This is a genomic window from Collimonas arenae (assembly GCF_001584165.1).
In the GTDB taxonomy this organism is placed as follows: domain Bacteria; phylum Pseudomonadota; class Gammaproteobacteria; order Burkholderiales; family Burkholderiaceae_D; genus Collimonas; species Collimonas arenae.
The window spans coordinates 4,079,964-4,105,584 of record NZ_CP013233.1; the positions used below are offsets into that span (position 1 = coordinate 4,079,964).

Consider the following 25,621-nt stretch of genomic DNA (forward strand, 5'->3'; position numbering starts at 1 on the left):
ACAAACAATCGGCCTGCACGTCACATCAACCCTCATCGACTTACAAAAATGAAAACATCCAAATCGGTCCTGCTTATCGTTGCCTTCATCTCCCTGGCCATTCTGGGTGCCGCTCTTTATCTGCAGCACGTCGAGGACATGCAGCCTTGCCCGCTGTGCGTGATCCAGCGCTATGCATTTGCCGCGATCGCACTGGTTTGCCTGGTTTGCGCAGGCTTGCCTAACGGCGCGCAAAAAGCCGGCGCCAGCCTCGGCATCCTGGCCGGACTGGGTGGCGCCGGTACCGCGATCTGGCACCTGTGGTCATTGCCCATCCATCGACTTCCTGCGGCCGCGATGCATTGGAAGCACCGATGAATGCGCTGCCGCCGGCGACACTGCTACCGTCAGTGTTCAAGGTGGATGCATTTGCGCTTTGCACGACCGCCTACGATGCGATCCTCGGATTGTCGATTCCGCAATGGTCACTGCTGTGGTTCGTAGTGCTGGTCGTGATTCTGGTTGCCGCGCTGTTCAAACGCAACGATGCCGGCAATCGCCGCTACTAAACGGTCTCGGTTCCATGACAGGTACTTCCAACACGTCGGCGGCAATCATCGAAGCCGGCAGCAGCATTGCAACGGTATTGAAGCAATCGCCGCTGCCTCCGCTGGAAAGCCGTATCCTGTTGATGCACGCGTTGCAGCTGACGCGCATACAGCTGATCACCCGGGACGAACGCTGCATCGATACCGAACAGGCGCAACAGCTATCCGACCTGTTCCGACGGCGCCAGCTGGGCGAACCGATTGCCTACCTCGTCGGCCACCGCGAGTTCTATGGCCTGCAACTGGAAGTCACACCCGACGTGCTGATCCCTCGTCCCGAAACCGAATTGCTGGTTGATCTGGCGCTGCAACAGCTGCCAGCCGACGCCGATGCTCCTCTGCGCGTTCTGGATCTCGGCACCGGTTCCGGCGCCATCGCGATTGCCATCGCCCACAGCCGGCCAGGCCTTCAGGTGACGGCGTTGGACGTCAGCGCTGCATCGCTGGCAGTAGCGCAACGCAACGCAGCACGACATCTGGCGCGAGGCATGTCGCCACTGGAACTGCTGCAAAGCGATTGGTATGCAGCACTGGGACAGCACCGCTTCGATGTCATCGTTTCCAATCCGCCGTATATCGTTGCCGGCGACCGTCATCTGAGCGAGGGCGACTTGCGTTTTGAGCCGCAGGATGCGCTGACCGACCATGCCGACGGCTTGAGTGCGCTACGCATTATCGTTGACGGCGCGCCCGCTTACTTGAAAGACGGCGGCTGGCTATTGATGGAACATGGCTATGACCAGGCGCCGGCAGTACGCGAACTGTTGCATGCGCAATCCTTCGACCAGATACAGAGCTGGCAAGACCTGGCCGGGATCGACCGTGTCAGCGGCGGCAGATGGCGATTGCCCGGTTAGAGGAAGAAGCAGGAACAAAAAAAAGAAAATAAAAAAGCGCGGCATGCCGCGCTTTTTTCATCGAACGAACATCCCGACGTCAGTCTTTCTCACCCCAGATCGCCGGATATACAATCCCGGCAATCAGAGCGCCAACCAGCGGCGCAACCCAGAACAGCCACAGCTGCTGCAAGGCCCAACCGCCGACAAACAGGGCCTGGCTGGTGCTGCGAGCAGGATTGACGGACGTATTGGTGACGGGGATGCTGATCAGATGGATCAGGGTCAGGCACAGACCGATTGCAATCGGTGCAAAGCCGGCCGGAGCACGCTTGTCGGTCGCTCCCAGAATCACGATCAGGAACATGAAAGTCATGACCACTTCCGAGATCAGCGCCGCGTTCATCGAATACAGTCCGGGCGAATGCTCACCGTAGCCATTGGCGGCAAAACCGCCGATCTCCGCACCGGGCTTGCCGGTAGCGATCAGATACAGGATGCCGGCTGCAATGATGCCGCCGATAACTTGCGCAACCCAGTAGGGCAGGATTTCACTCTTGGGAAAACGTCCGGCGGTAGCCAGTCCGATTGTCACGGCGGGGTTCAGGTGGCAACCGGAAATATGGCCGATGGCAAAGGCCATCGTCAACACGGTCAGGCCGAAAGCCAGCGCCACGCCATGGAAGCCAATTCCCAATCCGGGGAATGCCGCCGCCAGGACCGCGCTGCCGCAGCCGCCGAGAACCAGCCAGAATGTACCTAGAGCTTCCGCTCCCAGACGCTTAGAAAGATGCATGTTCGACTCCTGAAAAAAACAACAAGTGATTTATGTTGACTAGCTAAGGACAAATATCTTGATCCTGCACATCACGGCCCACAGCATATTTGCGGAACCGTGCACAAACAAGAAAAAATTTATCATTTAACAATTCTTTTCAATTACGACCAACCCATCTACTCTTTGTCAGGCACGGATAGCAATCTCCGGAAGCATCCTGGCAATTCAAATAATACTACCAAGAAATATGACGTTCGGATGCATGATGCATTTAATAATAAAAATATTCGTAGCTTGCGGCGACAGACGCAGAATCCGACGAAACAATGCATTGTACAAACAACATCTTTATTATGGATTTTTCAGTCCCGTTTCTTTTCGGGCTGTCAAGACTGGCGAAATTATCTGGATTGCGTATGATCCAACGCTTGATTTTCACTATTAAGACTTTCCATGCTGCCTTCGATCGAACAACGCCTCGCTCTTGAACTTGCCGCCAAACCGGCACAAGTCGCCGCTGCCGTCGCCCTTCTGGACGAAGGCGCCACCGTGCCATTTATCGCGCGCTACCGCAAGGAAGCGACCGGTGGCCTGGATGATATCCAGCTGCGTTTGCTGGAAGAACGCCTGCGTTATCTGCGTGAGCTGGAAGCGCGCCGTAGCGCGATTCTGGCCTCGATCGAAGAACAGGGAAAAATGACGCCGGCGCTACTGCAGGCGATCACGCTGGCCGAAGACAAGACACCGCTTGAAGACTTGTATCTGCCGTACAAACCCAAGCGTCGCACCAAGGCGCAGATCGCTGCGGAAGCAGGCTTGACTGAACTGGCCGATGCGCTGCTGGCCAATCCGGATCTGCATCCGGAACAGGAAGCCGAGAAATTCCTGAAGCCAGCGTTCAGCACCGACAACGGCGACAATCCTGGCGTCGCCGACGCCAAAGCCGCGCTCGACGGCGCGCGCCAGATCCTGATGGAGCGCTTTTCGGAAGATGCGGCATTGCTGCAGGCGCTGCGCGAATACCTGACAGAACACGGCGTGGTGGAATCCAAAGTGGTCGAAGGCAAGCAGGATGCCGGTGAAAAATTCGCCGACTATTTCGATTACTCGGAAACCATCGGCACCATTCCGTCGCACCGCGCGCTGGCGCTGTTCCGCGGCCGCCGTGAAGAAATCCTGAACGTGGTGCTGCGCCTCGACACCGAAGAAGAAAAACCGAAATGGGATGCGCCGCACAATCCATGCGAAGGCCGCATCGCCGCCCGTTTCGGTATCAGCAACAAGAGCCGCGCCGCCGACAAATGGCTGAGCGATACGGTGCGCTGGAGCTGGCGCGTCAAGGTCTTCATGCATCTGGAAACCGAGCTGATGACCAAGCTGCGCGAAACCGCCGAAGTCGAGGCGATCAACGTTTTTGCGCGCAACCTGAAAGCCTTGCTCTTGGCGGCCCCCGCCGGACCGCGCGCGACCATGGGCCTCGATCCGGGCTTGCGTACCGGCGTCAAGGTGGCGGTGATCGACGCCACCGGCAAGGTGGTCGACACCACCGCGATTTATCCGCATCAGCCGCGCAACGACTGGGACGGTTCGCTGCACACGCTGGCGCAGCTGGCGGAAAAACACAAGGTCTCGCTGATCTCGATCGGCAACGGCACTGCCTCGCGTGAAACCGACAAGCTGGCACAGGATTTGATCAAGTTGCGTCCGGAACTGAAACTGACCAAGATCGTAGTGTCGGAAGCCGGTGCGTCGGTCTACTCGGCTTCCGAATTTGCCTCGCGTGAATTGCCGGACATGGATGTCTCGCTGCGCGGTGCGGTATCGATTGCACGCCGCCTGCAGGATCCGCTGGCAGAACTGGTGAAGATCGACCCGAAATCGATCGGCGTCGGCCAGTACCAACACGATGTCGGCCAAACCCAGCTGGCGCGCTCCCTGGACGCGGTGGTGGAAGACTGCGTGAATGCCGTCGGCGTCGACGTCAACACCGCCTCGGCGCCGCTGCTGGCGCGCGTCTCCGGGCTGAACGCCAGTGTCGCGCAAAGCATCGTTACCTATCGCGACATGAAGGGCATGTTTGCCTCGCGGGCTGCGTTACGCGATGTGCCGCGGCTGGGCGACAAGACGTTCGAACAGGCCGCAGGATTCCTGCGCATCATGAACAGCGACAATCCGCTGGACGCGTCGGCGGTCCACCCTGAATCCTATCCGTTGGTGGAAAAAATCCTGGCCGATATCAAGAAAGACGTCAAGGGCGTGATCGGTGACGAGAAACTGCTGAAGTCGCTCAATCCAGCTAAATACGCCGATGAGAAATTCGGCGTGCCGACCATCGCCGACATCATCAAAGAACTGGAAAAGCCGGGCCGCGATCCGCGCCCCGAATTCACCACGGCCACCTTCAAGGAAGGCGTCGAGGAAATCCGCGACCTGCGGCCGGACATGATCCTGGAAGGCGTGGTCACCAATGTGGCGGCATTTGGCGCCTTTGTCGACATCGGCGTGCATCAGGATGGCCTGGTGCATATTTCCGCCTTGTCGAACACCTTCGTCAAGGATCCGCACACCGTGGTCAAGGCAGGCCAGGTGGTCAAGGTCAAGGTTCTGGAAGTCGACGAAAAGCGCAAGCGCATTGCATTGACCATGCGCCTGACCGATAACGCCCCGGTAGCAGGCGCCAAACCTGAGCAGCGCGCCGACCGCAACGATGCCAAGCGCATGTCGCAACAGCGGCAAGCTGCACCGGCGCCTGCCAACAGCGCAATGGCGGCGGCCTTTGCAAAGTTAAAAGGATAACAAGCACTGGCTGGACGTGGCTGTGGGGCCGACATGACTCCACAGCACGACCGGTGTAATGACAAAGTCCCGCGCTCCGACAAAATCAGTCGTCACCCGATTTAATCGGGGCGGTCATCGTATAATCACGGCACACTCGATTTCCAACAGGTTTTATTTTGTCAGCCGCTCCCAATACTTCACACCAACAATCCATGATGTCTCCGATCGCGGCCGATATGGAAGCGGTCAACGCGGTGATCCGCCGGCAATTGCATTCGGAAGTGCCGCTGGTGAACCAGATCGCCGAATACATCATCAGCGCCGGCGGCAAACGCCTGCGCCCGGTCCTGGTCTTGTTGATGGCCCAGGCTTACGGCTATTCGGGCAACAAGCATCACGAACTGGCCGCGGTGATCGAGTTCATCCATACCGCCACCCTGCTGCATGACGACGTGGTTGACGAATCGTCGCTGCGGCGCGGGCGCCAGACCGCCAATGCCTTGTTTGGCAATGCCGCCTCGGTGCTGGTTGGTGATTTCCTGTATTCGCGCGCCTTCCAGATGATGGTCTCGGTCGATAACGCCCGCGTGATGCAAATCGTCGCCGACGCCACCAACGTGATTGCCGAAGGCGAAGTACTGCAACTGCTGAACATGCACAATCCTGATGTTTCCGAGGAAAGCTACCTGCAGGTGATTCGCTCCAAGACGGCCAAGCTGTTCGAGGCGGCGGCCCAGCTCGGCGTCTTGATCGCCGGCGCCGGTGATGACGTGATTGAAGCTGCGGGCGAATATGGCCGCTCGCTCGGCACCGCATTCCAGTTGATCGACGATGTCCTGGATTACTCCGGCAACGCGACAGACATCGGCAAGAACGTCGGCGACGACTTGCGCGAAGGCAAACCGACCCTCCCTCTGATTTACCTGATGGAAAACGGCACACCCGAGCAAAAGGCGTTGGTGCGCAGCTGTATCGAAAACGGCGACGAACAGCATTTCAATGAAATCCTCACCGCCATCACCAGCTCGGGCGCGCTGGACTATACCCGGCACGAGGCGGAGAAGGCGGCCCAGCGAGCGGCAACCGCAATTGCAGCCTTGCCAAATAGTCAGTTCAAAGATTCTTTGCTACAATTATCTGCCTTCGCGGTGGATCGCAATCATTAAACGGAATCACTGAGAATGCATCGAAGAGCTGCTGCATAGGTTACAACCGGAAGGAGGTACCGGCAGCAGCTTTAAAAAACCTGTTCAAGATATTGAACAGCTAGATCGGGGTGTAGCTTAGCCTGGTAGAGCGCTACGTTCGGGACGTAGAGGCCGGAGGTTCGAATCCTCTCACCCCGACCATCGAAGACTCCAGTCACGTCGAACGGTTGCGAAGGGGCGGAATGAGCGCAGCACAACACAACAATCCCAATAATCAGCAGTACCTCACTTTACGGTGACCCTTTGGATGCCGTGCCCATATGGGTGCAGATTCTTGCACTAGCCTTACTCATCTTCCTGTCGGCCTTTTTTGCAATGGCGGAAACCGCACTGGTTGCCGCCAACAAGCATCGCCTGCGCCATCTGGCCAAACGCGGCAGCAAATCCGCGACCACCACTTTGTGGCTGCTGGAGCGCACCGACAAACTGCTGTCGCTGATCCTGATCGTCAATACCTTGGTCAACGCACTCGCCACCGCCCTTGTGACCGCGATTGCGATCACTACTTTCGGCAACCATCAGCGCGTCATCACCGTCGCCACGGCAGCCGTGGCCTTCCTGTTGATCGTGTTTGCCGAAATCACGCCGAAAGTGATCGGTGCAACCTATCCGGAACGCATCGCCCTGCCGACCAGCTTCGTACTCAAGCCACTGATGGGCATCGCCAAGCCCCTGATCTGGTTTGTGAATCTGTTCGTGTCGGCGATCCTGAAAATCCTGCGAATCAAAACCGGCAAGCACGTGCAGGAGCAACGCGTATCACCGGAAGAACTGCGGTCAATCGTGCTGGAAGGCGGCAATTTCATGCCGCAGAAGCACAAGAGCATCTTGCTCAATCTGTTCGACCTGGAAAAAATTTCGGTTGAAGACGTCATGACGCCGCGGGCGCAAGTCGAGGCCCTGAATCTGTCGGCCTCGGTTGACGACATCAGGCACCAGCTGACCACTTGCTATCACAACAAATTGCCTGTCTATGAAGGCGAAATCAACCAGATCGTCGGCATCCTGCATGTGCGTAAAGCCATGGCGCTGTTGAACCAGGAAGCTGAATTGACGGTCGAGCATTTCCGGCAGCTGCTCAGCACGCCTTACTTCATTCCGGAAGACACCGACGTCTTCACGCAGCTGCAATATTTCCAGGAGAACCACGAGCGGCTCGGCATCATTGTCGATGAATACGGCGAGGTGCAAGGTTTGGTGACGCTGGAAGACATCATTGAAGAAATGATTGGCGAATTCACCACGTCCAAGCCAGGCGCAGCACGCGCCGACAGTTTTTCCTGGAATCCGCAGGGGCAGTGCCAGCTTGAAGGAACGACAACCTTGCGCGACATTAACAAACGCCTTGGCCTGAACTTCCCGCTCGATGGACCAAAAACCTTAAATGGTCTGCTGCTGGAGTGGCTGCAAGATATTCCGGACAATAATGTCAGCCTGAAAATTGCCGGATGCATCATAGAAATTGTACAAGTGCAAAATCAGGCAATTAAGGTTGCCAAACTGTTTCGCCCGAATAAACTACAGCAATGAGATTAATGCTGCCCAAAGGCAATTTTTACGACACATTTCTTCACAAATCCTTTACAAGTGAGTTTCCCCTAGGGCATCATTGATCGGTTTGAATGGTTCCGCACATCTTTTGGCATTGACCCCTTATGGCAGCAGTCTTTCCGAACTCAAGTTCCAGCAGTCCGATCTCCGGACTTGCCCGTGCATTGCTCCAGGCGGGCCGCCTTTCTGCGGCACAAGTCGAGACGCTACACAAGAAATCAAGCGGTGATCAGACGCCGTTCATTGCCGCCTTGCTGGAAAGCGGCCACCTGAATGCACGCGACCTGGCGCTGTTTTGCGCAGAGACTTTCGGCTATCCGCAGCTGGACCTGAACACGCTGAACTTGAGCTCGCTGCCGGAAAAGGCGATCGACGCCAAGTTGATGGAAAGCCATTCGGTTCTGGCGCTGGCCAAGCGCGGCAATAAGATCTATGTCGCGTTTTCCGATCCGACCAATATGCAGGTGCTGGACCAGATCAAGTTTCAGACCGAGCTGACGGTCGAGCCGATCATTGTCGAGCATCCGGTATTGCTGAAGCAAATCCAGAAACTGGTGAAGTCGGCCGAGCAAAGTCTCAGCGAGATGGTCGGCGACGAGCAGGAAATCAATTTCGTTGAAGAAGATGCCGCTGCCGTTGCCGATGCCGCGGCAACCGATATCGACGATGCGCCGGTGGTGCGCTTCCTGCAAAAGATATTGACCGACGCCATCAACCAGGGCGCGTCTGACTTGCATTTCGAACCATTCGAAAAATTCTACCGGATTCGATTCCGGGTCGATGGCGTACTGCGTGATATGGCCCAACCGCCGCTGTCCATCAAGGAAAAACTAGCGTCGCGCATCAAGGTCATCTCCAAGCTGGATATCTCCGAAAAGCGGGTGCCGCAGGATGGCCGCATGCGCCTGGTCGTTTCCAAGACACGCGCCATCGATTTCCGCGTCAGCACTTTGCCGACATTGTTCGGCGAAAAGATCGTCATGCGTATCCTGGATCCGAGCCAGGCACAGATGGGGATCGATGCGCTGGGTTACGACCCGGACCAGAAAGCCATCTTGATGGATGCCATCCAGCGTCCGTACGGCATGGTGCTGGTGACCGGGCCGACCGGCTCCGGCAAAACCGTATCGCTGTACACCTGCCTGAACATCTTGAACCAGCCGGGCATCAATATCTCGACCGCCGAAGATCCGGCCGAAATCAATTTGCCCGGCGTGAACCAGGTCAATATCAACGACCGTGCCGGACTGACATTCCCGGTCGCGCTCAAAGCTTTCCTGCGGCAGGATCCTGACATCATCATGGTCGGTGAAATCCGCGACCTGGAAACCGCTGACATTTCGATCAAGGCGGCGCAAACCGGGCATATGGTGTTTTCCACCCTGCATACCAACGATGCGCCGTCGACGCTGACGCGCCTGATGAACATGGGTGTGCCGGCTTTCAACATCGCCTCGTCAGTCATCCTGATTACCGCGCAACGACTGGCGCGGCGCCTGTGCAGCTGCAAACAGCCAATCTCGATCCAGGACGAAGCCCTGCTCGAAGCCGGCCTGACTGAAGATGACATCGACGGCACCTGGATGCCTTACAAGGCAGTGGGCTGCGAGCGCTGCAACGGTACCGGCTACAAGGGGCGGGTCGGCATTTATCAAATCATGCCGATTACAGAAGAAATCGAACGCATCATCCTGGCCCACGGCACAGCGCTGGAAATTGAAGCGCAGGCGAAGCGCGAGGGTGTCAAAACCCTGCGTCAATCGGGGCTCATGAAAGTGAAACAAGGGTTGACCAGCCTCGAGGAAGTGCTTGGCTGTACCAATATCTAAAAGTGCTTGGCTGTACCAAAGTTCCAAATTTAAATTAGGGGAAATAGTTCATGGCAACTGCCGCACCACGCAGCGCCTCCAGCGCACGCCAAGTCAAAGAGTGGGTCTATCTTTGGGAAGGCAAGGATAAAAAGGGCAAAGCCGTGCGCGGCGAATTGCGCGCGGGCAGCGAAACGGTGGTTACCGTCACGATGCGTCGCCAGGGTATCCTGGTCACCAAGATCAAGAAAAAAACCTTCCGTAGCGGCAAGAAGATTTCCGACAAGGACATCTCGCTGTTTACGCGCCAGTTGGCGACCATGATGAAGGCCGGCGTGCCATTGCTGCAATCGTTCGACATCGTGGCCAAGGGGCATGCCAATCCGTCTGTCTCGAAGCTGGTCAATGAAATCCGCGGTGATGTCGAAACCGGAACCAGCCTCAGCCAGGCATTCCGCAAATATCCGTTATATTTCGATCCATTGTTCTGCAACCTGGTCGGCGCCGGCGAACAAGCCGGTATTCTTGAAGATCTGCTGGAACGGCTGGCAATCTACAAGGAAAAAACCCTAGCCATCAAGGCCAAGATCAAGTCCGCCATGTTCTATCCAGTATCGATTCTGGCGGTGGCATTTATTGTTACCGCGGTCATCATGATTTGGGTGGTGCCTGCGTTCAAACAAGTATTCTCAAGCTTCGGCGCCGATTTGCCCGGTCCGACGCTGGTGGTGATGGCTATCTCAGATTTCGTGGTTGCCAACTGGTACATCATCTTTGGCGGCCTATTTGCTGCCCTTTACCTGTTCTTCCAGTCCTGGCGGCGCTCGCTCAAGGTGCAACGTTTCATGGACCAGTTGCTGCTAAAAGCGCCGATTTTCGGCCCAGTCATCCGTAAAGCCACGATCGCCCGCTGGACTCGTACTCTGGCCACCATGTTTGCCGCCGGCGTGCCTCTGGTTGAGTCACTGGACTCGGTTGGCGGCGCTGCCGGCAATGCGGTCTATCTGGACGCCACAAAAAAAATCCAGAGCGAAGTCAGCACCGGCACCAGCCTGACTGCCGCCATGGAAAACGCTGATGTGTTCCCCAACATGGTGACGCAGATGGTATCGATCGGCGAAGAATCCGGTTCGCTGGACCAGATGCTGGGCAAGGTTGCCGATTTCTATGAAGCCGAAGTTGACGATGCGGTTGCATCGTTGTCGAGCCTGATGGAGCCGTTGATCATGGTGATCCTCGGCGTGCTGATCGGCGGCTTGGTGATCGCCATGTATTTGCCAATTTTCAAACTGGGTTCGGTGGTCTGATGCAAGATGGGATTTTTTTCCTGGCGGCGGGAAGCTTGCTTCCCACCGTCATGGCAGCAATTTTTGGCTTATTGGTCGGCAGTTTCCTGAATGTGGTGATTCACCGGCTGCCGATCATGATGCAACGCGAGTCGGACAATTATGTTGCCCACGAAAGCGGACAACCGCTGCCACATACGGATCGCTACAACCTGCTGGTGCCGCGTTCGGCCTGCCCGCAATGCAAACACCAGATCGGTGCGTTGGAGAATGTGCCGGTCTTTAGCTATCTGGCGCTGCGCGGCAAGTGCCGGGCCTGCAAGACTCCGATCTCGGCGCGCTATCCAATTGTCGAGACACTGACCGGCGCCCTGTCTGCACTGCTGATCTGGCACTTTGGCAGCGGCTGGAGCGGCCTGGCGTCCCTGGTCTTTCTCTATCTGCTGATCGCCATGACGTTCATCGACGCCGATACGCAACTGCTCCCAGACGACCTGACATTGCCCTTGCTTTGGATCGGCCTGTTGCTCAACCTGTCAGGACTGTTCGTGCCACTGAACGAAGCCGTGATTGGCGCTGCTGCCGGCTACTTGGCGTTATGGTCAATCTATTGGATATTCAAGCTGCTGACCGGCAAGGAAGGCATGGGATACGGAGACTTCAAATTGCTGGCCGCGCTGGGCGCCTGGATGGGCTGGAAAATGCTGCCAATCATTATCCTGTTTTCATCGCTGGTGGGAGCGGCAGTCGGCCTTGCGCTGATCATATTCTTCCGTCACGGGCGCGACAAACCGATTCCTTTCGGCCCATATCTGGCCGCTGCCGGCTTACTGGCCCTGCTCTATGGCCACACAATCATGGAAACTTATTTCGGTTTTGTTGCCTAAGCCAGTATGAAGCAACATGATGCCGATCACCACAGCCCCTCTCAGGCCAAGTTTTCCGTTGGCCTGACCGGTGGCATCGGCAGCGGCAAGACAACCGTTGCGGACATGTTTGCCAAGCTCGGCGCGTCCGTCATCGACACCGACGCCATCGCCCACCAGTTAAGCGCAGCCGGCGGCATCGCCATCACGCCGATCATTGCCGAATTCGGCGCCGACTTCATCGATGCCAGTGGTGCGATGGACCGCGCCAGGATGCGCGCGCTGGTGTTCTCCGACTCTGATGCCAGGCACCGGCTCGAATCGATCCTGCACCCGTTGATCCGCACCGAGACCGCACGCGCCGCGGAACAGGCTGAAGGCCCCTATCTGATCTTCGTCGTTCCGCTCTTGATCGAATCCGGCAACTGGAAACGGCGCGTTGAGCGCATACTGGCAGTGGATTGCGACGAACAGGTCCAAGTGCAGCGCGTGATGCAGCGCAATGCAATGTCCGAATCACAGGTGCGCGCCATCATGGCGACGCAAGCCTCCAGGCAGCAACGTCTGCAAGCCGCCGACGACGTGATTGTCAATGATGGAGACCCGGCAGCGCTATTGCCGCAAGTAGCGCAGTTACATACGCGTTATCTATCATTTGCTCGATTGTTATAAATGGTATAAAACTGACTCCGGGATATGAAATAACGTGCGCCCAGTCGACCGGCAAGCTGCAAAGAGGACTTGGGCGATAACCAAGGCGTAACGATCTCTCAGAAATTTCAGAGGTTATTTGTAATTTCCTGTTGCATCGTTCAGAATCATGCCTTGTCCGGCTCAAATTTTTAAGGGATGTCACTTTGATCGTCTACGAATATCCTTTCAACGAGCGCATCCGTACCTTGTTGCGGCTGGAAGACCTGCACGAGAGATTCGTTTTCTTCGTGCAGCAAGAAAATCCCCTGCAGCATCATATCGCGCTCTCCACCATTTTTGAAATGCTGGAAGTGGCCGGACGCGCCGATTTGAAATCGGATTTACTACAAGAACTGGAACGGCAGCGCCAGACCCTGCTCGGCTTCAAGTCCAATCCGAATGTTGCGCCGGATATGCTGGACGCCATATTGCAGGAACTGGATCGCGTCAGCACTTCGCTGATGGCGACCCAGGGCAAGACCGGCCAGCACATCCGCGACAATGAATGGCTGATGAGCATCCGCGGCCGCACCATCATTCCGGGCGGCGCCTGCGAATTCGATCTGCCCTCGTATTACGCCTGGCAGCAGCATCCAGCTGAAAAACGCTACGCCGATATCGTAGGCTGGTTCGCACCGTTGGCGCCGTTGTTCGATGCTATCGGCATCGTATTGCGTTTACTGAGAGAAACGGGAAGTTCGGTTAAAATCAATGCTGAAAACGGCAGTTACCAGCAAATGCTGCAAGGAAAGTCCTACCAGATGCTGCGCCTGATCATTGATGAGCAGCTGGCTGCCATCCCCGAAATATCGGCCAACAAATACATGCTATGGGTACGCTTCACCTCGCAAGGCGGCGACCTCAAACCCAAAGCCTATGAAGGCGATGTGCCGTTTGAACTGACCCTGTGCAATTTTTAACCTGAGTTTGAATAGATTTGTATGACTACTACCGTCGATTGCCCGACCTGCGGCGCTAAAGTTGAATGGATTGCCGCTAATCGCTTCCGCCCATTTTGCTCGGAACGATGCAAGCAGATTGACTTGGGCGCCTGGGCCGAAGAAAAATACACGATTCCTGCTGTCAATCTGCCCGACGACCTGGACCAAGAAGGCAATATCCCGCAATAACCATCAACATCGGCCAACTGTGGCGAATTCTTCGCCGCAGTAAAATCCAAGCACTCTTCGGCCTTATCCTACCTGTTCCTTGCGCAATTCATCCAGCCACTCGATCAGCGGAATCGCCGCCGGCAGCAGCGGCTCGACACCGACACTGCCTTGCCACGAAAATGCCTGACCTTCAAGGCTCTGCGGTTCGCCACGCCAATCCCTGCTGATATAGAAATGCAGGCGCACGTGGGCGTGCGAATATTGATGTTCAATCCCGCACCACGGCTCGGCAGAGGTAATCTCCACTCCCAGCTCTTCCAGCAGTTCGCGCTTGAGCGCATCGAAAATGGATTCGCCAGGCTCAACCTTGCCACCAGGAAACTCCCAATATCCAGCCATCGGCTTACCTGCCGGCCTCTGCCCCAGCAGTACGTCGCCATTAGGTTTCATCAAGATGCCAACTGCGACGTTGACTGGTGAGACAGATGCTGTGGTCATGGTAGGGAATTCAGGGCGATTTAAAAAACAATCAGTTAAATTAATAAAAACCAATATTGCGCATGGTCAGCCGCACAGCCGCTGAAGCGGACTACTTGCCGCCTGCTGACATGCGACCGGCATGGTCGCGGGCAAATTGCCAAGCCACCCGGCCCGAACGCGATGCACGCTGCAAGGCCCAGCGCAGGGCATCTGCGCGCGCTTCGGCGATCTGCTCGGCGTTGCACCCGAAATGGCTGAGCCAATGGGCAACGATATCCAGGTAATCGTCTTGCTTAAATGGATAAAACGACACCCACAAACCAAAGCGTTCCGAAAGTGAAATTTTTTCCTCTACGGTTTCACCTGGATGCAAATCGCCATCTTCAGTGGTTTTATAGCTGGCGTTGTCGGACATCCGCTCCGGCAGCAAATGGCGGCGATTCGAGGTGGCGTAGATCAGCACATTGTCCGACTGCGCGGCGATGCTGCCGTCAAGCGCTACCTTGAGCGCCTTGTAGCCGCTCTCGCCTTCCTCAAAGGACAAGTCGTCGCAAAAAATGATAAAGCGCTCAGGGCGCGCAGAAACCAGGTCGACAATATCCGGTAAGGCGGCCAAATCATCCTTGTCCACCTCAATCAGGCGCAAACCCTGGGCCGCATACTGGTTCAGGCAAGCCTTGATCAGCGACGATTTGCCGGTCCCGCGCGCGCCCGTCAGCAAGACATTGTTGGCCGGCCGGCGCTCGACGAATTGGCGGGTGTTCTGGTCGATCTGCTGTTTCTGAATTTCGATATTGTGCAAATCCGACAAGGCAATATCAGAGATATGGCCCACAGCCTGCAGATAGCCGCCCGCCTGGCCGCCGCCACTGCCCTTATGGCGCCACCGGAAAGCGGTGGCAGCCTGCCAGTCAGGCTCTGCATTGGCTTGCGGCAGGATGGTTTCAAGGCGCGCCAGCAGCGCCTCGGCACGGATCAGGAATTGGTCTAATTGGGTCATGGCGCGTGAGGTCGATAACAAATGATGGTCAATGAGCACCATTCTGACGCAAAGCAAAACGACGCAGGGTGAATATTATTCGTCGCAACGGACTTGCGGCCTTAGCCTGCTACTCTGGCAGCAGAACGCCAGGTGTTGAAATCGACTTGCGCCGCCCTCTCAACACCCGGTAGTGCAAAGCCGATCAGGAACGGTAGTCGGCGTTGATCGACACGTAGTCATGCGACAAATCGCAAGTCCAGATGGTCGCCGCAGCCTCACCACGCGCCAGTTGCACGCGCACGGTAATTTCGCTCTGCTTCATTACTCGCTGGCCATCCGCTTCCTGGTATTCAGGATTGCGGCCGCCACTCTTGGCGACCAGTACGTCGTCCAGGTAAAGATCCAGCTTGCTGACATCCAGGTCGTCAACGCCGGCATAGCCGATCGCCGCCAGGATCCGGCCCAGGTTTGGATCGGAAGCGAAAAAGGCGGTCTTGACCAGCGGCGAATGGGCGATCGAATAAGCGATCTTGCGGCATTCGGCAACGTTGCTGCCCTGCTCTACGGTGACCGTGATGAACTTGGTTGCCCCTTCGCCGTCGCGGATGATCATCTGCGCCAGATGCTGCGAGATATCGGTGACTGCCGCTGCCAACGCCGCGTATTCCGGGCTGTCGACGCTGTTGACTTCAAGTTCGCCGGCGCCGGTGGCGATCAGCATGAAGGAATCGTTGGTCGACGTGTCGCCGTCGATCGTGATGCAATTGAACGAGCGGTCGGCAGCCTGGCGCACCATGTGCTCCAGCACCGGCTGCGCAACCTTCGCGTCGATCGCCAGGAAACCCAGCATGGTTGCCATATTCGGCTTGATCATGCCCGCGCCTTTGCTGATGCCGGACATGATCACTGTCTTGCCGTCGATGACCAGGCTGCGCGAGGCGGCCTTTGGCTGGGTATCGGTGGTCATGATGGATTCGGCGGCGTTGAACCAGTTGTCAGCCTGCAGGTTGCCGATTGCTTGCGGCAGTCCAGCGGTAATGCGCTCCACCGGCAGCGGCTCCAGAATCACACCGGTCGAGAACGGCAGGATTTGTGCGGCATGGCAGCCCAGCAGCTCGGCCAATGCGTCGCAAGTGGCATTAGCGGCAGCCAGGCCGGCTTCGCCGGTGCCGGCATTGGCATTGCCGGTATTGATCAGCAATGCCCGGATCGGCTCGCCGGAGATTTCAGCGGCAGCCAGATGTGCTTTGCTGACTTGTACCGGAGCGGCGCAAAAACGGTTCTGCGTGAATACGCCGGCCACCGTCGCGGTTGGCGCCAGCTTCATGACCAAGACATCCTTGCGATTCGCTTTACGTACGCCGGCTTCGGCGTGTCCGAGTTCGATGCCGGCTACTGGAAGCAGGTCGGCGGCGACAGGAATAGGGGAATTGACGGCCATGAGAGTCCTTGATAACTAGGTAAGAATGTTAGCGGCGCTTGCTCGCCGGGATTAAATGATGGGGCCTTGATTTCAGCTGACTATTTTAAAGCCGATCGCGCCGGCAGGAGCATATCTGCCGCGCAAAAAATAAAGGGCGGGTTTCCCCGCCCTTCTTGATCAGTCGCCGACCATGTCGATTTACATCAACTGGCCATGGCACTGCTTGTATTTCTTGCCGCTGCCGCAAGGGCATGGATCGTTACGGCCAACCTTCGGCACCGCGTTGACATTCTGCTGTGATTCGTCGCTATGCGCAGTCGGGGCCAGCAAGGCTTCCGGTGCGGCATTCGGGTCAAAGTCGGCATGCTGGTAATGGACATTCTCAACGTGAGATTGCGCCAGCTCTTCTTCCACCGCAGCGATTTCTTCGCGGCTTTCGATGCGCACTGTCATCACCACCTTGACCACTTCATTCTTGATCAGGTCCAGCATCTGCCCAAACAGTTCAAACGCTTCACGCTTGTATTCCTGCTTCGGATTCTTCTGCGCATAGCCACGCAGATGGATACCCTGGCGCAGATGATCCAGCGCCGCCAGATGTTCGCGCCAGTGGCTGTCGACGCTTTGCAACATGACGCTGCGTTCGAAACCGGCAAACGATTCCTTGCCGACGATTTCCGTCTTGGCGGCGTATGTGCCCTCGGCGGTTTTCAGTACGCGTTCCAGCAATTCTTCGTCTGTCAGGTTCGGCTCGGCCTTCAACATCTCGCCCAGCGGCACTTCCAGATGCAGCTCGTTGGCCAGAGTGGCTTCCAGCGCTGGAATATCCCATTGCTCTTCCAGCGACTCTTCCGGCACGTGGGTGCGGAAGGTATCGCTCAGAACGCCTTCGCGCAACGAGGCGACAGTTTCCGATACGCCTTGCGATTCCAGCAACTCATTACGCTGTTGATAGATCACCTTGCGCTGGTCATTGGCGACGTCATCGTATTCGAGCAGCTGCTTACGAATATCGAAGTTACGTGCTTCCACCTTGCGCTGGGCCGATTCAATCGAACGCGACACGATGCCGGCTTCGATCGGCTCGCCTTCCGGCATTTTCAAGCGGTCCATGATGGCGCGCACGCGGTCGCCGGCGAAAATCCGCAGCAAGGCGTCGTCCAGCGACAAATAGAAACGCGAAGAACCCGGATCGCCCTGGCGTGCGGCACGGCCACGCAACTGATTGTCGACGCGACGCGATTCGTGGCGTTCGGTACCGATGATATGCAGGCCGCCGGCATTGACCACGTGGTCATGCAGCGATTGCCATTCGTCGCGCAGCTTGTCGGAGCGCAATTGCTTCTCCGTATCGCTCAACGCTGCATCGGCCTCGATGAACTGGATTTGTTTCTCAACGTTGCCACCCAGGACTATGTCGGTACCGCGACCAGCCATGTTGGTCGCGATGGTGATCGCTTGCGGACGGCCGGCCTGCGCAATGATTTCCGCTTCACGTGCATGCTGCTTGGCATTCAGCACGTTGTGCGGCAATTTCGCCTTGGTCAGGATGCCCGACAGCAGCTCCGAGTTTTCGATCGAGGTGGTGCCGACCAATACCGGCTGGCCGCGCTCGTAGCAATCCTGAATATCCTTCAGCATTGCATTGTATTTTTCCTGCGAAGTCTTGTAGACCTGATCCTGGCGATCCTTGCGCTGGTTCGGCCGGTTCTGTGGGATCACGACCGTTTCCAGGCCGTAGATTTCCTGGAACTCGTAGGCTTCGGTATCGGCGGTACCGGTCATGCCGGCCAGCTTGCCGTACATGCGGAAATAGTTCTGGAAAGTGATCGAGGCCAGCGTCTGATTCTCGTTCTGGATCTTGACGCCTTCCTTCGCTTCCACCGCCTGGTGCAAGCCATCCGACCAGCGGCGGCCGGTCATCATGCGGCCGGTGAACTCATCGACGATAACAATTTCGCCGCCCTGCACCACATAGTGCTGGTCCTTGAAGTACAGCGAATGCGCGCGCAAGGCTGCGTACAAATGGTGGATCAGGCTGATGTTGGCGGCGTCGTATAGCGACGCGCCTTCTGCCAGCAGGCCCATATTGGTGAGGATCTGCTCGGCCTTGTCGTGACCAGCCTCGGTCAGCAAGACCTGGTGTGCCTTCTCATCCTTGGTGTAATCGCCAGGCACTTCAATCTTGCCCTTGCCGTCCGGTGTTTCTTCACCGATTTGCTGGATCAACAGCGGCGGCACTTCATTGATCTTGTAATACAGATCGGTATGATTTTCAGCCTGGCCGGAAATGATCAGCGGAGTACGCGCTTCGTCGATCAGGATCGAGTCAACTTCATCGACGATGGCGAAATTCAGGGTGCGCTGCACGCGATCTGCCGCGTCATACACCATATTGTCGCGCAGATAATCGAAACCGAATTCGTTGTTGGTACCGTAAGTGATGTCGGCGCCATAGGCAACCTGCTTGGCATCGTGCTCGACCGACGACAGATTGACCCCGGTAGTCAGGCCCAGCCAGCCATACAGACGCCCCATCCACTCGGCATCGCGTTGCGCCAGGTAATCATTGACGGTCACAACATGCACGCCCTTTCCGGACAGTGCATTCAGGTAGGCCGGCAATGTCGCCATCAGCGTCTTGCCCTCACCAGTGCCCATTTCGGCAATTTTCCCGTAATGCAAAACCATTCCGCCGATCAACTGAACGTCGAAATGGCGCATTTTCAGGACCCGCTTGCCGGCTTCCCGGCAAACCGCAAATGCTTCCGGCAACAGGTCGTCAAGCTTTGCACCGTCGGCAATCCGTTGCTTGAATTCTGGCGTTTTAGCCTGCAGCTCGGCATCAGTCAGCTTTTCGAGAGCTGGCTCAAGCGCGTTGATCTGGCGGACGACTTTTTATATTGTTTGAGCAGGCGCTGGTTGCGGCTACCGAAAATCTGGGTCAGTAATGACATGCTTGGATTCTAAAAAAGAGCGCCGGCGACATTCCGTGACCATCTCATGGATTGACACGAAACCGGGCTGTGGCTAAATAATCGGTGAATTTTATCATGCAGTCCCCGACACATTGGGGTTATACGGCCGGAAACAATAGCAAGTTGCGCAAATTGTGCCGCGTATTTGTTCTGCATCGACGACTATCCCGGCCTATGTTGCTGGTACCACAACAAATTCATTACTTTCCAGACAGTGTTGCCACTTTAGCCAGATCGGTACCCGCATTGAGGAACTTGCGCGGATCCTGCGCCACGCCTTTGATTCTTACCTCGAAATGCAAGTGCGGGCCGGTCGAGCGCCCGGTTGTGCCGATATCTGCGATGTGCTGGCCGCGCTGCACGATATCACCAACCTTGACCAGCAAGCGCGAGGCGTGCGCATAGCGGGTGATGATGTCGTTGCCGTGGTCGATATCGAGCATGTTGCCGTATTGCGGATGATATTCGGCTGCAATCACGACCCCAGCAGCAGCAGCCACAATCGCGGTGCCAACCGACGCCGGGAAATCCAGTCCCTCATGGAACGCACTGCGGCCGGTGAACGGATCGACCCGCCAGCCAAAACTCGACGAGTTGTAGCTGACGTTGACCGGCTGGTTGGTTGGCAACAATTTGGATTTGATCTTGTCGCTCATCAATACGGTTTCGACCACGTTCATGTAGTCAGTGCGATAACCGATGTCGCGCGACATGGCAGCCAGCGCCTGCTGGAACTCGATCATGGTCAGGTCGTGCGGCCGATGGTCGGCATCGAGACTGGTCGGTTCGGCACCGCCTCGCCCAGGTGCTTCCTTGAAATTGAATTCCTCCGGCTTGACCCCGGCCAGCCCCTGGACCCGTTCGCCCAAGGCATCCAGGCGCATGATCTGCGCCTGCATTTCACCCAGCTTGACCGCCATGGCTGCCAGGTTTTCCTTCAGATATTTGTCTTTATCCGTAGCACCGGCCGCCGTATTGGCGGCAGCCACGGAGCCGAGAAACGGCAAGTTTCCCGCGTAACGGAGAGTGACGTAATACAGCAGGGCCGCAGCCAGCAGGACTGCCAGCAAAAATGCGGCGATCATCAGCACCAGATGTTTGGCGCCCAACGTGATGGATTTTGCGCGATTAAAGCGCGGATGCAGAAGAATTACCTGCATTGTGTCCCCTGTGACTCGCTGGCAGCGCCGCAGGTGTGATAAGGTTTCAGGATCATGCGTAGACTCTCATCTTCTTCTTACCGGCCAGCGATAACCGGCTCCAGGACTCCAATACAGACATCCAGGGACGTCGCAGATTTTTTACGGGGGAATGACAAAATGGCGGCGCTTCTGCCTGCTGTCACACGCATGGCGGCACTGCAAAAACAATGTGCCGCCGAGCTGCCATCCATGTTCAGTGCTTGCGAGGTATTGCAATTCGAAGCCGGGCAACTCGTACTGTCTGCACCCAATGCCGCTCTTGCAACAAAATTGAAGCAGCAACTGCCACGCCTGCAAAGTCAGCTGCAGTCAGGGCACTGGCAGATTAATGCAATCCGAATCAAAGTGCAAGTTAGCCAAAATCTTAACAAACCCGCGCCAGCCAAGCAGTTGCACTTCCCGTCGAAGGCGGTATCAGCCTTCTCCTCATTGATGGAAGAATTGGGGCAATCGTCTGGAAACGATGCATTGAAAAACGCCATCGCGGCGATGGTGCAACGCTACAGCGAAAAAAAATAAGGCCGCCGCGGCGACCTTATTCAATGAGAAACTTTTCAAACGAGTAGGTAATCTCCGCTCAGTTCAGGGCCCACTCTTGTCCAACCTGGCGCTGATAGGCGCCGGGCGCCTCCGCCAGCTCATCGAAACTGACCACTTCATAGGCGTGCGGCTGGGCCAGCAACGCACGCAACAACTGGTTATTCAATCCATGGCCCGACTTGTGCGCAGTGTAGCTGGCCAGTAGCGGATGGCCGATAAGATACAGGTCGCCGATGGCGTCAAGAATCTTGTGACGCACGAATTCGTTTTCATAACGCAGGCCATCGCTGTTCAAGATACGGTACTCATCCATCACGATCGCGTTTTCCAGCGAACCGCCGCGTGCCAATCCAAGGCCGCGCATGGTTTCCACATCCTGCATGAATCCAAAAGTACGCGCGCGCGCCACTTCCTTCACATACGATTCAGTGCTGAAATCCACCTCTGCGGTCTGGCCAGTGCCATCCACAGCAGGATGATTGAACTCGATGAAAAACTTCAGCTTGAAACCGTTGCACGGTTCCAGCCGCGCCCATTTTTCACGATCGCCCTGGCCTTCACGCACTTCCACAGTTTTCTTGATGCGGACAAATTTCTTGGCGGCGTTCTGTTCTTCCAGCCCGGCTTGCTGCAGCAGGAATACGAACGACGATGCAGAGCCGTCCATGATCGGAATTTCTTCCGCGGTCACGTCAACATACAAGTTATCGATGCCGAGCCCGGAACAGGCCGACATCAAGTGTTCGATGGTCGATACGCGCACCCCATCCTTGACCAGCACCGACGCCATGCGCGTATCGCCGACTTCGGTCGCTTTCGCAGGAAAATCGACAGGCGGATCGATATCGACACGACGGAAAATGATTCCGGTATCGATGGCAGCAGGACGCAAGGTCAACTCGACCTTGGTGCCGGAATGGACGCCAATGCCTGTCGTCTTGACAATTTTCTTGATAGTGCGTTGTTTCAACATGATGACATTATAAGTCTGACTGATAATTATTCTGTAACGATGTGTAGTCGCTGTTGGGTAAAAAATACGCAATGATTTTTTGCCAATAAACAAAAAGCGGCGCCTGAAGCGCCGCTTTGCTTATCCAGGGCCTGTTGACCCTGGCAGGATGAATGATCAGCCCAGTTGCGCCAGCAGGGTTTCTGCATTGGACACTTCAAACTTGCCGCCTTCTTCTACGTTCAATTGCTTAACCACGCCGTCTTCGACCAATGCCGAGAAGCGTTGCGAGCGAACGCCCATGCCGAATTTGCCGAAATCGGCATCCAGGCCTAGCGCCTTGACGAAATCGGCATTGCCGTCGGCCAGCAAACGGACGATGCCGGTGGCTTTCTGGTCACGGCCCCATGCGCCCATGACGAACGCGTCGTTGACCGAGATTGCCCAGATTTCATCGACGCCCTTGGCCTTGAAGTCTGCTGCATGCTGGATATAGCCAGGCAAATGCTTGGCCGAGCAAGTTGGAGTGAATGCGCCTGGTACGGCGAACAAGGCGATTTTCTTGCCCTTGACTAGGTCGCTGACGTTGAACGAATTCGGTCCGAGCGAGCAACCTTCGGTTTCGGTTTCGATGAATTCTGCTAATTTGCCTTCTGGCAGGCGATCGCCGATCTTGATAGTCATGATAAATCCTTGTCTAGGTGATGAGGTCTCCAGCAATCTGTCGCGCAAGCCCAATCGGTATCTCGGAAATTCCTGCAACGCCATCCCGCGAGCGCTGGATGAGCAGGGTTTTAGAGCTACCTCAAGCCGCACAACCGATTCCTGGCAACCCCGAATAGTAATGTATGGGGACTACAAAAGAAAACGCCGCGCCTTGCGACGCGGCGTGGAATCCGCAGTATGCCTTGTTCCGCAAATTCATGCAGAAGCCGGTCATTGATACCGGGTATATAAAACCCCAGGTAGCGCCGGCCGGCGCACTACATTTATCTGCTTAGTCCGCCTGTTTGCGCAGGAAAGCCGGGATGTCATAAGTTTCCATGCCATTTTTTTCCAATGCACGTACGGTGTCGGAAGCCGACTCGCGACGCCATACTGCCGGCGCCTTCATGCCTTCGAACGACGAGCTGCCGTGACCTACAGATGCCTGACCATGCTGCATCATCGGCTCATTGTGTGTACCGGTACGCATCATCGGCGCCTGCACCAGCTGCACCGCCTTGCGAGCACGGCCCAGACCAGTGGCAACCACGGTCACGCGGATATCGTCGCCCATGGCTTCATCGTAGGCGATACCTTGTGCGATCGACGCATCCGGCGCAGCAAAAGCGCGCACGGTCGCCATGACTTCCTTGATTTCCTTACCCTTCAGGCTACGGCTGGCAGTGACGTTGACCAGCACGCCGCGCGCGCCGGACAGATCGATGCCATCCAGCAGCGGCGAGGCAACCGCCTGCTCCGCCGCCAGGCGTGCGCGATCCACGCCGGATGCCGTTGCGGTGCCCATCATCGCCTTGCCTTGTTCGCCCATGATGGTCTTGACGTCATTGAAGTCGACGTTGATGTGGCCAGGCACGTTGATGATTTCAGCAATACCGGCAACCGCATTGTTGAGCACATCGTCAGCGTGTTGCAGCCATTCCATCATGCTGTCGTCTTCATAAATCTCTTCGAGCTTCTCGTTGAGAATGATGATCAGCGAATCGACATGCTGGGACAACGCTTCCAGGCCTTCATCGGCGATGTCCATGCACTTCTGGCCTTCATACGAGAACGGCTTCGACACCACCGCCACGGTCAACGCACCTTGCTCCTTGGCGATCTGCGCTACCACCGGCGCAGCACCGGTGCCGGTACCGCCGCCCATGCCTGCTGCGATGAATACCATGTGCGCGCCACGCAACGCATCTTCGATGCGGCCGCGTGAGTCCTCGGCTAACTGACGGCCAACCGAAGGCTTCATGCCGGCGCCCAAACCGGTCTCGCCGATCTGGATGACGTTATGCGCCTTCGATTGCTTGAGCGCCTGTGCATCGGTATTGGCGGCGATGAACTCGACCCCCGACACCCCTTTATTGATCATATGTTGGACCGCATTGCCGCCAGCACCACCGACGCCGACGACTTTAATCACGGTACCCAAAGTTGCATTGTCAAGCATATCGATTTCCATGATATTTCCTCATAAAGTTGCAGCATTCAGTCAGTAGGCATCACGCGCTGTGAGGCCTAGCAACTGACAACTGCGTTTTACACAAACAACATTAAAAATAAAACTTAACCAAATAACCAAATACGCGTCACACCAACTAGTTACTAGAAATTCCCTAAAAACCATTCCTTCATGCGTTGCCAGATCGCTTTCGCCGAGCCCTCTTGGCGTGTCACGATGTAGCCGCGCAGGTATTGCTTTTTCGCTTCCAGCAGCAAACCCAGTACGGTCGAATAACGCGGGCTGCGCACCACATCGGCCAACTGACCGTGATATTCCGGCGTGCCCAGACGTGCCGGCTTGAGGAAAATATCCTCGGCGAGCTCAATCATGCCGGGCATCATCGAAGACCCACCGGTCAGCACCACGCCGCTCGACAACACTTCTTCGTAGCCGGACTCGCGCACCACCTGGTGCACCAGCGCGAACAATTCCTCGACACGCGGCTCAATGACTGCCGCCAGTGCCTGGCGTGACAAGGTACGCGGATTGCGATCACCCAATCCCGGCACTTCCAGCGTCTCGCCAGGGTCGGCCAGGATCTGCTTGGCCACGCCGTAACGCAATTTGATTTCTTCCGCTTCGGTGGTCGGCGTGCGCAAGGCCATCGCGATATCGTTAGTGATCTGGTCGCCGGCAATCGGGATTACCGCCGTATGCCGAATCGCGCCTTCCGTGAACACAGCAACGTCGGTCGTACCGCCACCGATATCGACCAACACCACGCCCAACTCTTTCTCATCGGGAGTCAACACCGCGTCGGCCGACGCCATCGGCTGCAAGATCAAGTCCGACACTTCCAATCCGCAACGACGGATACATTTGACGATATTCTGTACGGCAGAAACCGCGCCGGTGACGATGTGCACCTTGACTTCAAGTCGGATGCCGCTCATACCGATTGGTTCGCGCACATCTTCCTGGCTATCGACAATAAATTCCTGCGGCACGGTATGCAGCAACTGCTGGTCGGTCGGGATGTTGACCGCCTTCGCCGTTTCTATAACGCGCGAGACATCGGCTGCGCTGACTTCCTTGTCCTTGATCGCCACCATACCGCTCGAATTGAAGCTGCGGATGTGGCTGCCGGCGATCCCGGTGTACACGTTACGGATCTTGCAGTCGGCCATCAGCTCGGCTTCTTCCAAAGCGCGCTGGATCGACTCGACGGTAGCCTCGATGTTGACCACCACGCCCTTTTTCAAGCCCTTTGATTCCGCCTGCCCCAGGCCGATGACTTCATGGCGTCCATCCGACAATACCTCGGCTACCACGGCCACCACCTTGGAGGTGCCGATGTCGAGACCGACGATCAAATTTTTTGCGTCTTTTGTCATAATGTTTCG

20 protein-coding genes, 1 tRNA gene and 2 pseudogenes are annotated in these 25,621 nt (G+C 56.5%); 13 read left to right on the forward strand and 10 right to left on the reverse strand.

Annotated elements, in window-relative coordinates; genetic code table 11:
* Positions 1 to 48 precede the first annotated feature (48 nt).
* Positions 49 to 548, forward strand: a pseudogene (locus CAter10_RS18690) (disulfide bond formation protein B).
* A 14-nt stretch (positions 549 to 562) separates the two neighbouring features.
* Positions 563 to 1,444, forward strand: a complete 882-nt coding sequence (gene prmC, locus CAter10_RS18695; RefSeq protein WP_061534599.1) for a peptide chain release factor N(5)-glutamine methyltransferase — start codon at positions 563 to 565, stop codon at positions 1,442 to 1,444.
* A gap of 79 nt (positions 1,445 to 1,523) precedes the next feature.
* On the opposite strand, the gene aqpZ is transcribed toward prmC, so the two are convergent.
* Entirely contained in the window at positions 1,524 to 2,219 is a 696-nt protein-coding gene (gene aqpZ, locus CAter10_RS18700) for an aquaporin Z (protein WP_061534600.1), read from the reverse strand.
* Positions 2,220 to 2,654: 435 nt separating this feature from the next.
* On the opposite strand from aqpZ, the gene CAter10_RS18705 reads away from it, so the two are divergent.
* The 10 genes from CAter10_RS18705 to CAter10_RS18750 all read left to right on the forward strand — a co-directional run bounded on the left by CAter10_RS18705 (position 2,655) and on the right by CAter10_RS18750 (position 13,521).
* Positions 2,655 to 4,997: a Tex family protein gene (locus tag CAter10_RS18705; protein WP_061534601.1), complete on the forward strand. Its 2,343-nt coding sequence runs from the start codon at positions 2,655 to 2,657 to the stop codon at positions 4,995 to 4,997.
* Between the two features lie 197 nt (positions 4,998 to 5,194).
* Positions 5,195 to 6,145: an octaprenyl diphosphate synthase gene (ispB, locus tag CAter10_RS18710; protein ID WP_128083221.1), complete on the forward strand. Its 951-nt coding sequence runs from the start codon at positions 5,195 to 5,197 to the stop codon at positions 6,143 to 6,145.
* Between the two features lie 106 nt (positions 6,146 to 6,251).
* Positions 6,252 to 6,328: transfer RNA gene (locus CAter10_RS18715), tRNA-Pro, on the forward strand.
* 102 nt (positions 6,329 to 6,430) lie between these two features.
* On the forward strand, positions 6,431 to 7,717 hold the full coding sequence (locus tag CAter10_RS18720) for an HlyC/CorC family transporter (RefSeq protein ID WP_061534603.1): 1,287 nt from the start codon (positions 6,431 to 6,433) through the stop codon (positions 7,715 to 7,717).
* 125 nt (positions 7,718 to 7,842) lie between these two features.
* Positions 7,843 to 9,567, forward strand: coding sequence for a type IV-A pilus assembly ATPase PilB (gene pilB / locus CAter10_RS18725; RefSeq protein WP_061534604.1), 1,725 nt, complete (start codon positions 7,843 to 7,845; stop codon positions 9,565 to 9,567).
* A gap of 50 nt (positions 9,568 to 9,617) precedes the next feature.
* Entirely contained in the window at positions 9,618 to 10,853 is a 1,236-nt protein-coding gene (locus CAter10_RS18730; protein WP_061534605.1) for a type II secretion system F family protein, read from the forward strand.
* On the forward strand, positions 10,853 to 11,719 hold the full coding sequence (locus CAter10_RS18735) for a prepilin peptidase (RefSeq protein ID WP_061534606.1): 867 nt from the start codon (positions 10,853 to 10,855) through the stop codon (positions 11,717 to 11,719). Before CAter10_RS18730 ends, CAter10_RS18735 begins: the two co-directional genes overlap by 1 nt.
* A 6-nt stretch (positions 11,720 to 11,725) precedes the next feature.
* Complete coding sequence (gene coaE, locus CAter10_RS18740; protein ID WP_061534607.1) at positions 11,726 to 12,370, forward strand: dephospho-CoA kinase; 645 nt, start codon at positions 11,726 to 11,728, stop codon at positions 12,368 to 12,370.
* A gap of 185 nt (positions 12,371 to 12,555) precedes the next feature.
* Entirely contained in the window at positions 12,556 to 13,311 is a 756-nt protein-coding gene (zapD, locus tag CAter10_RS18745) for a cell division protein ZapD (protein ID WP_061534608.1), read from the forward strand.
* 21 nt (positions 13,312 to 13,332) lie between these two features.
* On the forward strand, positions 13,333 to 13,521 hold the full coding sequence (locus tag CAter10_RS18750) for a DNA gyrase inhibitor YacG (protein WP_061534609.1): 189 nt from the start codon (positions 13,333 to 13,335) through the stop codon (positions 13,519 to 13,521).
* A gap of 63 nt (positions 13,522 to 13,584) precedes the next feature.
* Here the strand turns inward: CAter10_RS18750 and CAter10_RS18755 are convergent, their stop codons facing one another.
* The 5 genes and pseudogenes from CAter10_RS18755 to CAter10_RS18775 all read right to left on the reverse strand — a co-directional run bounded on the left by CAter10_RS18755 (position 13,585) and on the right by CAter10_RS18775 (position 20,526).
* A complete protein-coding gene (locus tag CAter10_RS18755; RefSeq protein WP_061534610.1) occupies positions 13,585 to 14,001 on the reverse strand; it encodes an NUDIX domain-containing protein in 417 nt (138 codons plus the stop codon).
* Positions 14,002 to 14,092: 91 nt separating this feature from the next.
* Complete coding sequence (locus CAter10_RS18760; protein WP_061535463.1) at positions 14,093 to 14,983, reverse strand: ATP-binding protein; 891 nt, start codon at positions 14,981 to 14,983, stop codon at positions 14,093 to 14,095.
* A 184-nt stretch (positions 14,984 to 15,167) separates the two neighbouring features.
* Complete coding sequence (argJ, locus tag CAter10_RS18765) at positions 15,168 to 16,406, reverse strand: bifunctional glutamate N-acetyltransferase/amino-acid acetyltransferase ArgJ (RefSeq protein ID WP_061534611.1); 1,239 nt, start codon at positions 16,404 to 16,406, stop codon at positions 15,168 to 15,170.
* Positions 16,407 to 16,586: 180 nt separating this feature from the next.
* Positions 16,587 to 19,345: pseudogene (secA, locus tag CAter10_RS18770) on the reverse strand (preprotein translocase subunit SecA).
* Positions 19,346 to 19,566: 221 nt separating this feature from the next.
* Positions 19,567 to 20,526: a M23 family metallopeptidase gene (locus tag CAter10_RS18775; protein ID WP_061534612.1), complete on the reverse strand. Its 960-nt coding sequence runs from the start codon at positions 20,524 to 20,526 to the stop codon at positions 19,567 to 19,569.
* Positions 20,527 to 20,685: 159 nt separating this feature from the next.
* Here CAter10_RS18775 and CAter10_RS18780 point away from each other — a divergent pair, with 159 nt between their 5' ends.
* Positions 20,686 to 21,087, forward strand: a complete 402-nt coding sequence (locus tag CAter10_RS18780; protein ID WP_335339702.1) for a DciA family protein — start codon at positions 20,686 to 20,688, stop codon at positions 21,085 to 21,087.
* Between the two features lie 58 nt (positions 21,088 to 21,145).
* On the opposite strand, the gene lpxC is transcribed toward CAter10_RS18780, so the two are convergent.
* The 4 genes from lpxC to ftsA all read right to left on the reverse strand — a co-directional run bounded on the left by lpxC (position 21,146) and on the right by ftsA (position 25,612).
* Positions 21,146 to 22,081 carry a UDP-3-O-acyl-N-acetylglucosamine deacetylase gene (gene lpxC / locus CAter10_RS18785; protein WP_061534614.1) on the reverse strand — a complete coding sequence of 312 codons (936 nt, stop codon included), beginning with the start codon at positions 22,079 to 22,081 and terminating at the stop codon, positions 21,146 to 21,148.
* Between the two features lie 156 nt (positions 22,082 to 22,237).
* Positions 22,238 to 22,744 (reverse strand): peroxiredoxin, encoded by a 507-nt coding sequence (locus tag CAter10_RS18790; RefSeq protein ID WP_061534615.1) that lies wholly within the window; start codon positions 22,742 to 22,744, stop codon positions 22,238 to 22,240.
* 313 nt (positions 22,745 to 23,057) lie between these two features.
* Positions 23,058 to 24,236, reverse strand: coding sequence for a cell division protein FtsZ (gene ftsZ, locus CAter10_RS18795; protein ID WP_061534616.1), 1,179 nt, complete (start codon positions 24,234 to 24,236; stop codon positions 23,058 to 23,060).
* Positions 24,237 to 24,379: 143 nt separating this feature from the next.
* A complete protein-coding gene (ftsA, locus tag CAter10_RS18800; protein WP_061534617.1) occupies positions 24,380 to 25,612 on the reverse strand; it encodes a cell division protein FtsA in 1,233 nt (410 codons plus the stop codon).
* Positions 25,613 to 25,621: the final 9 nt, after the last annotated feature.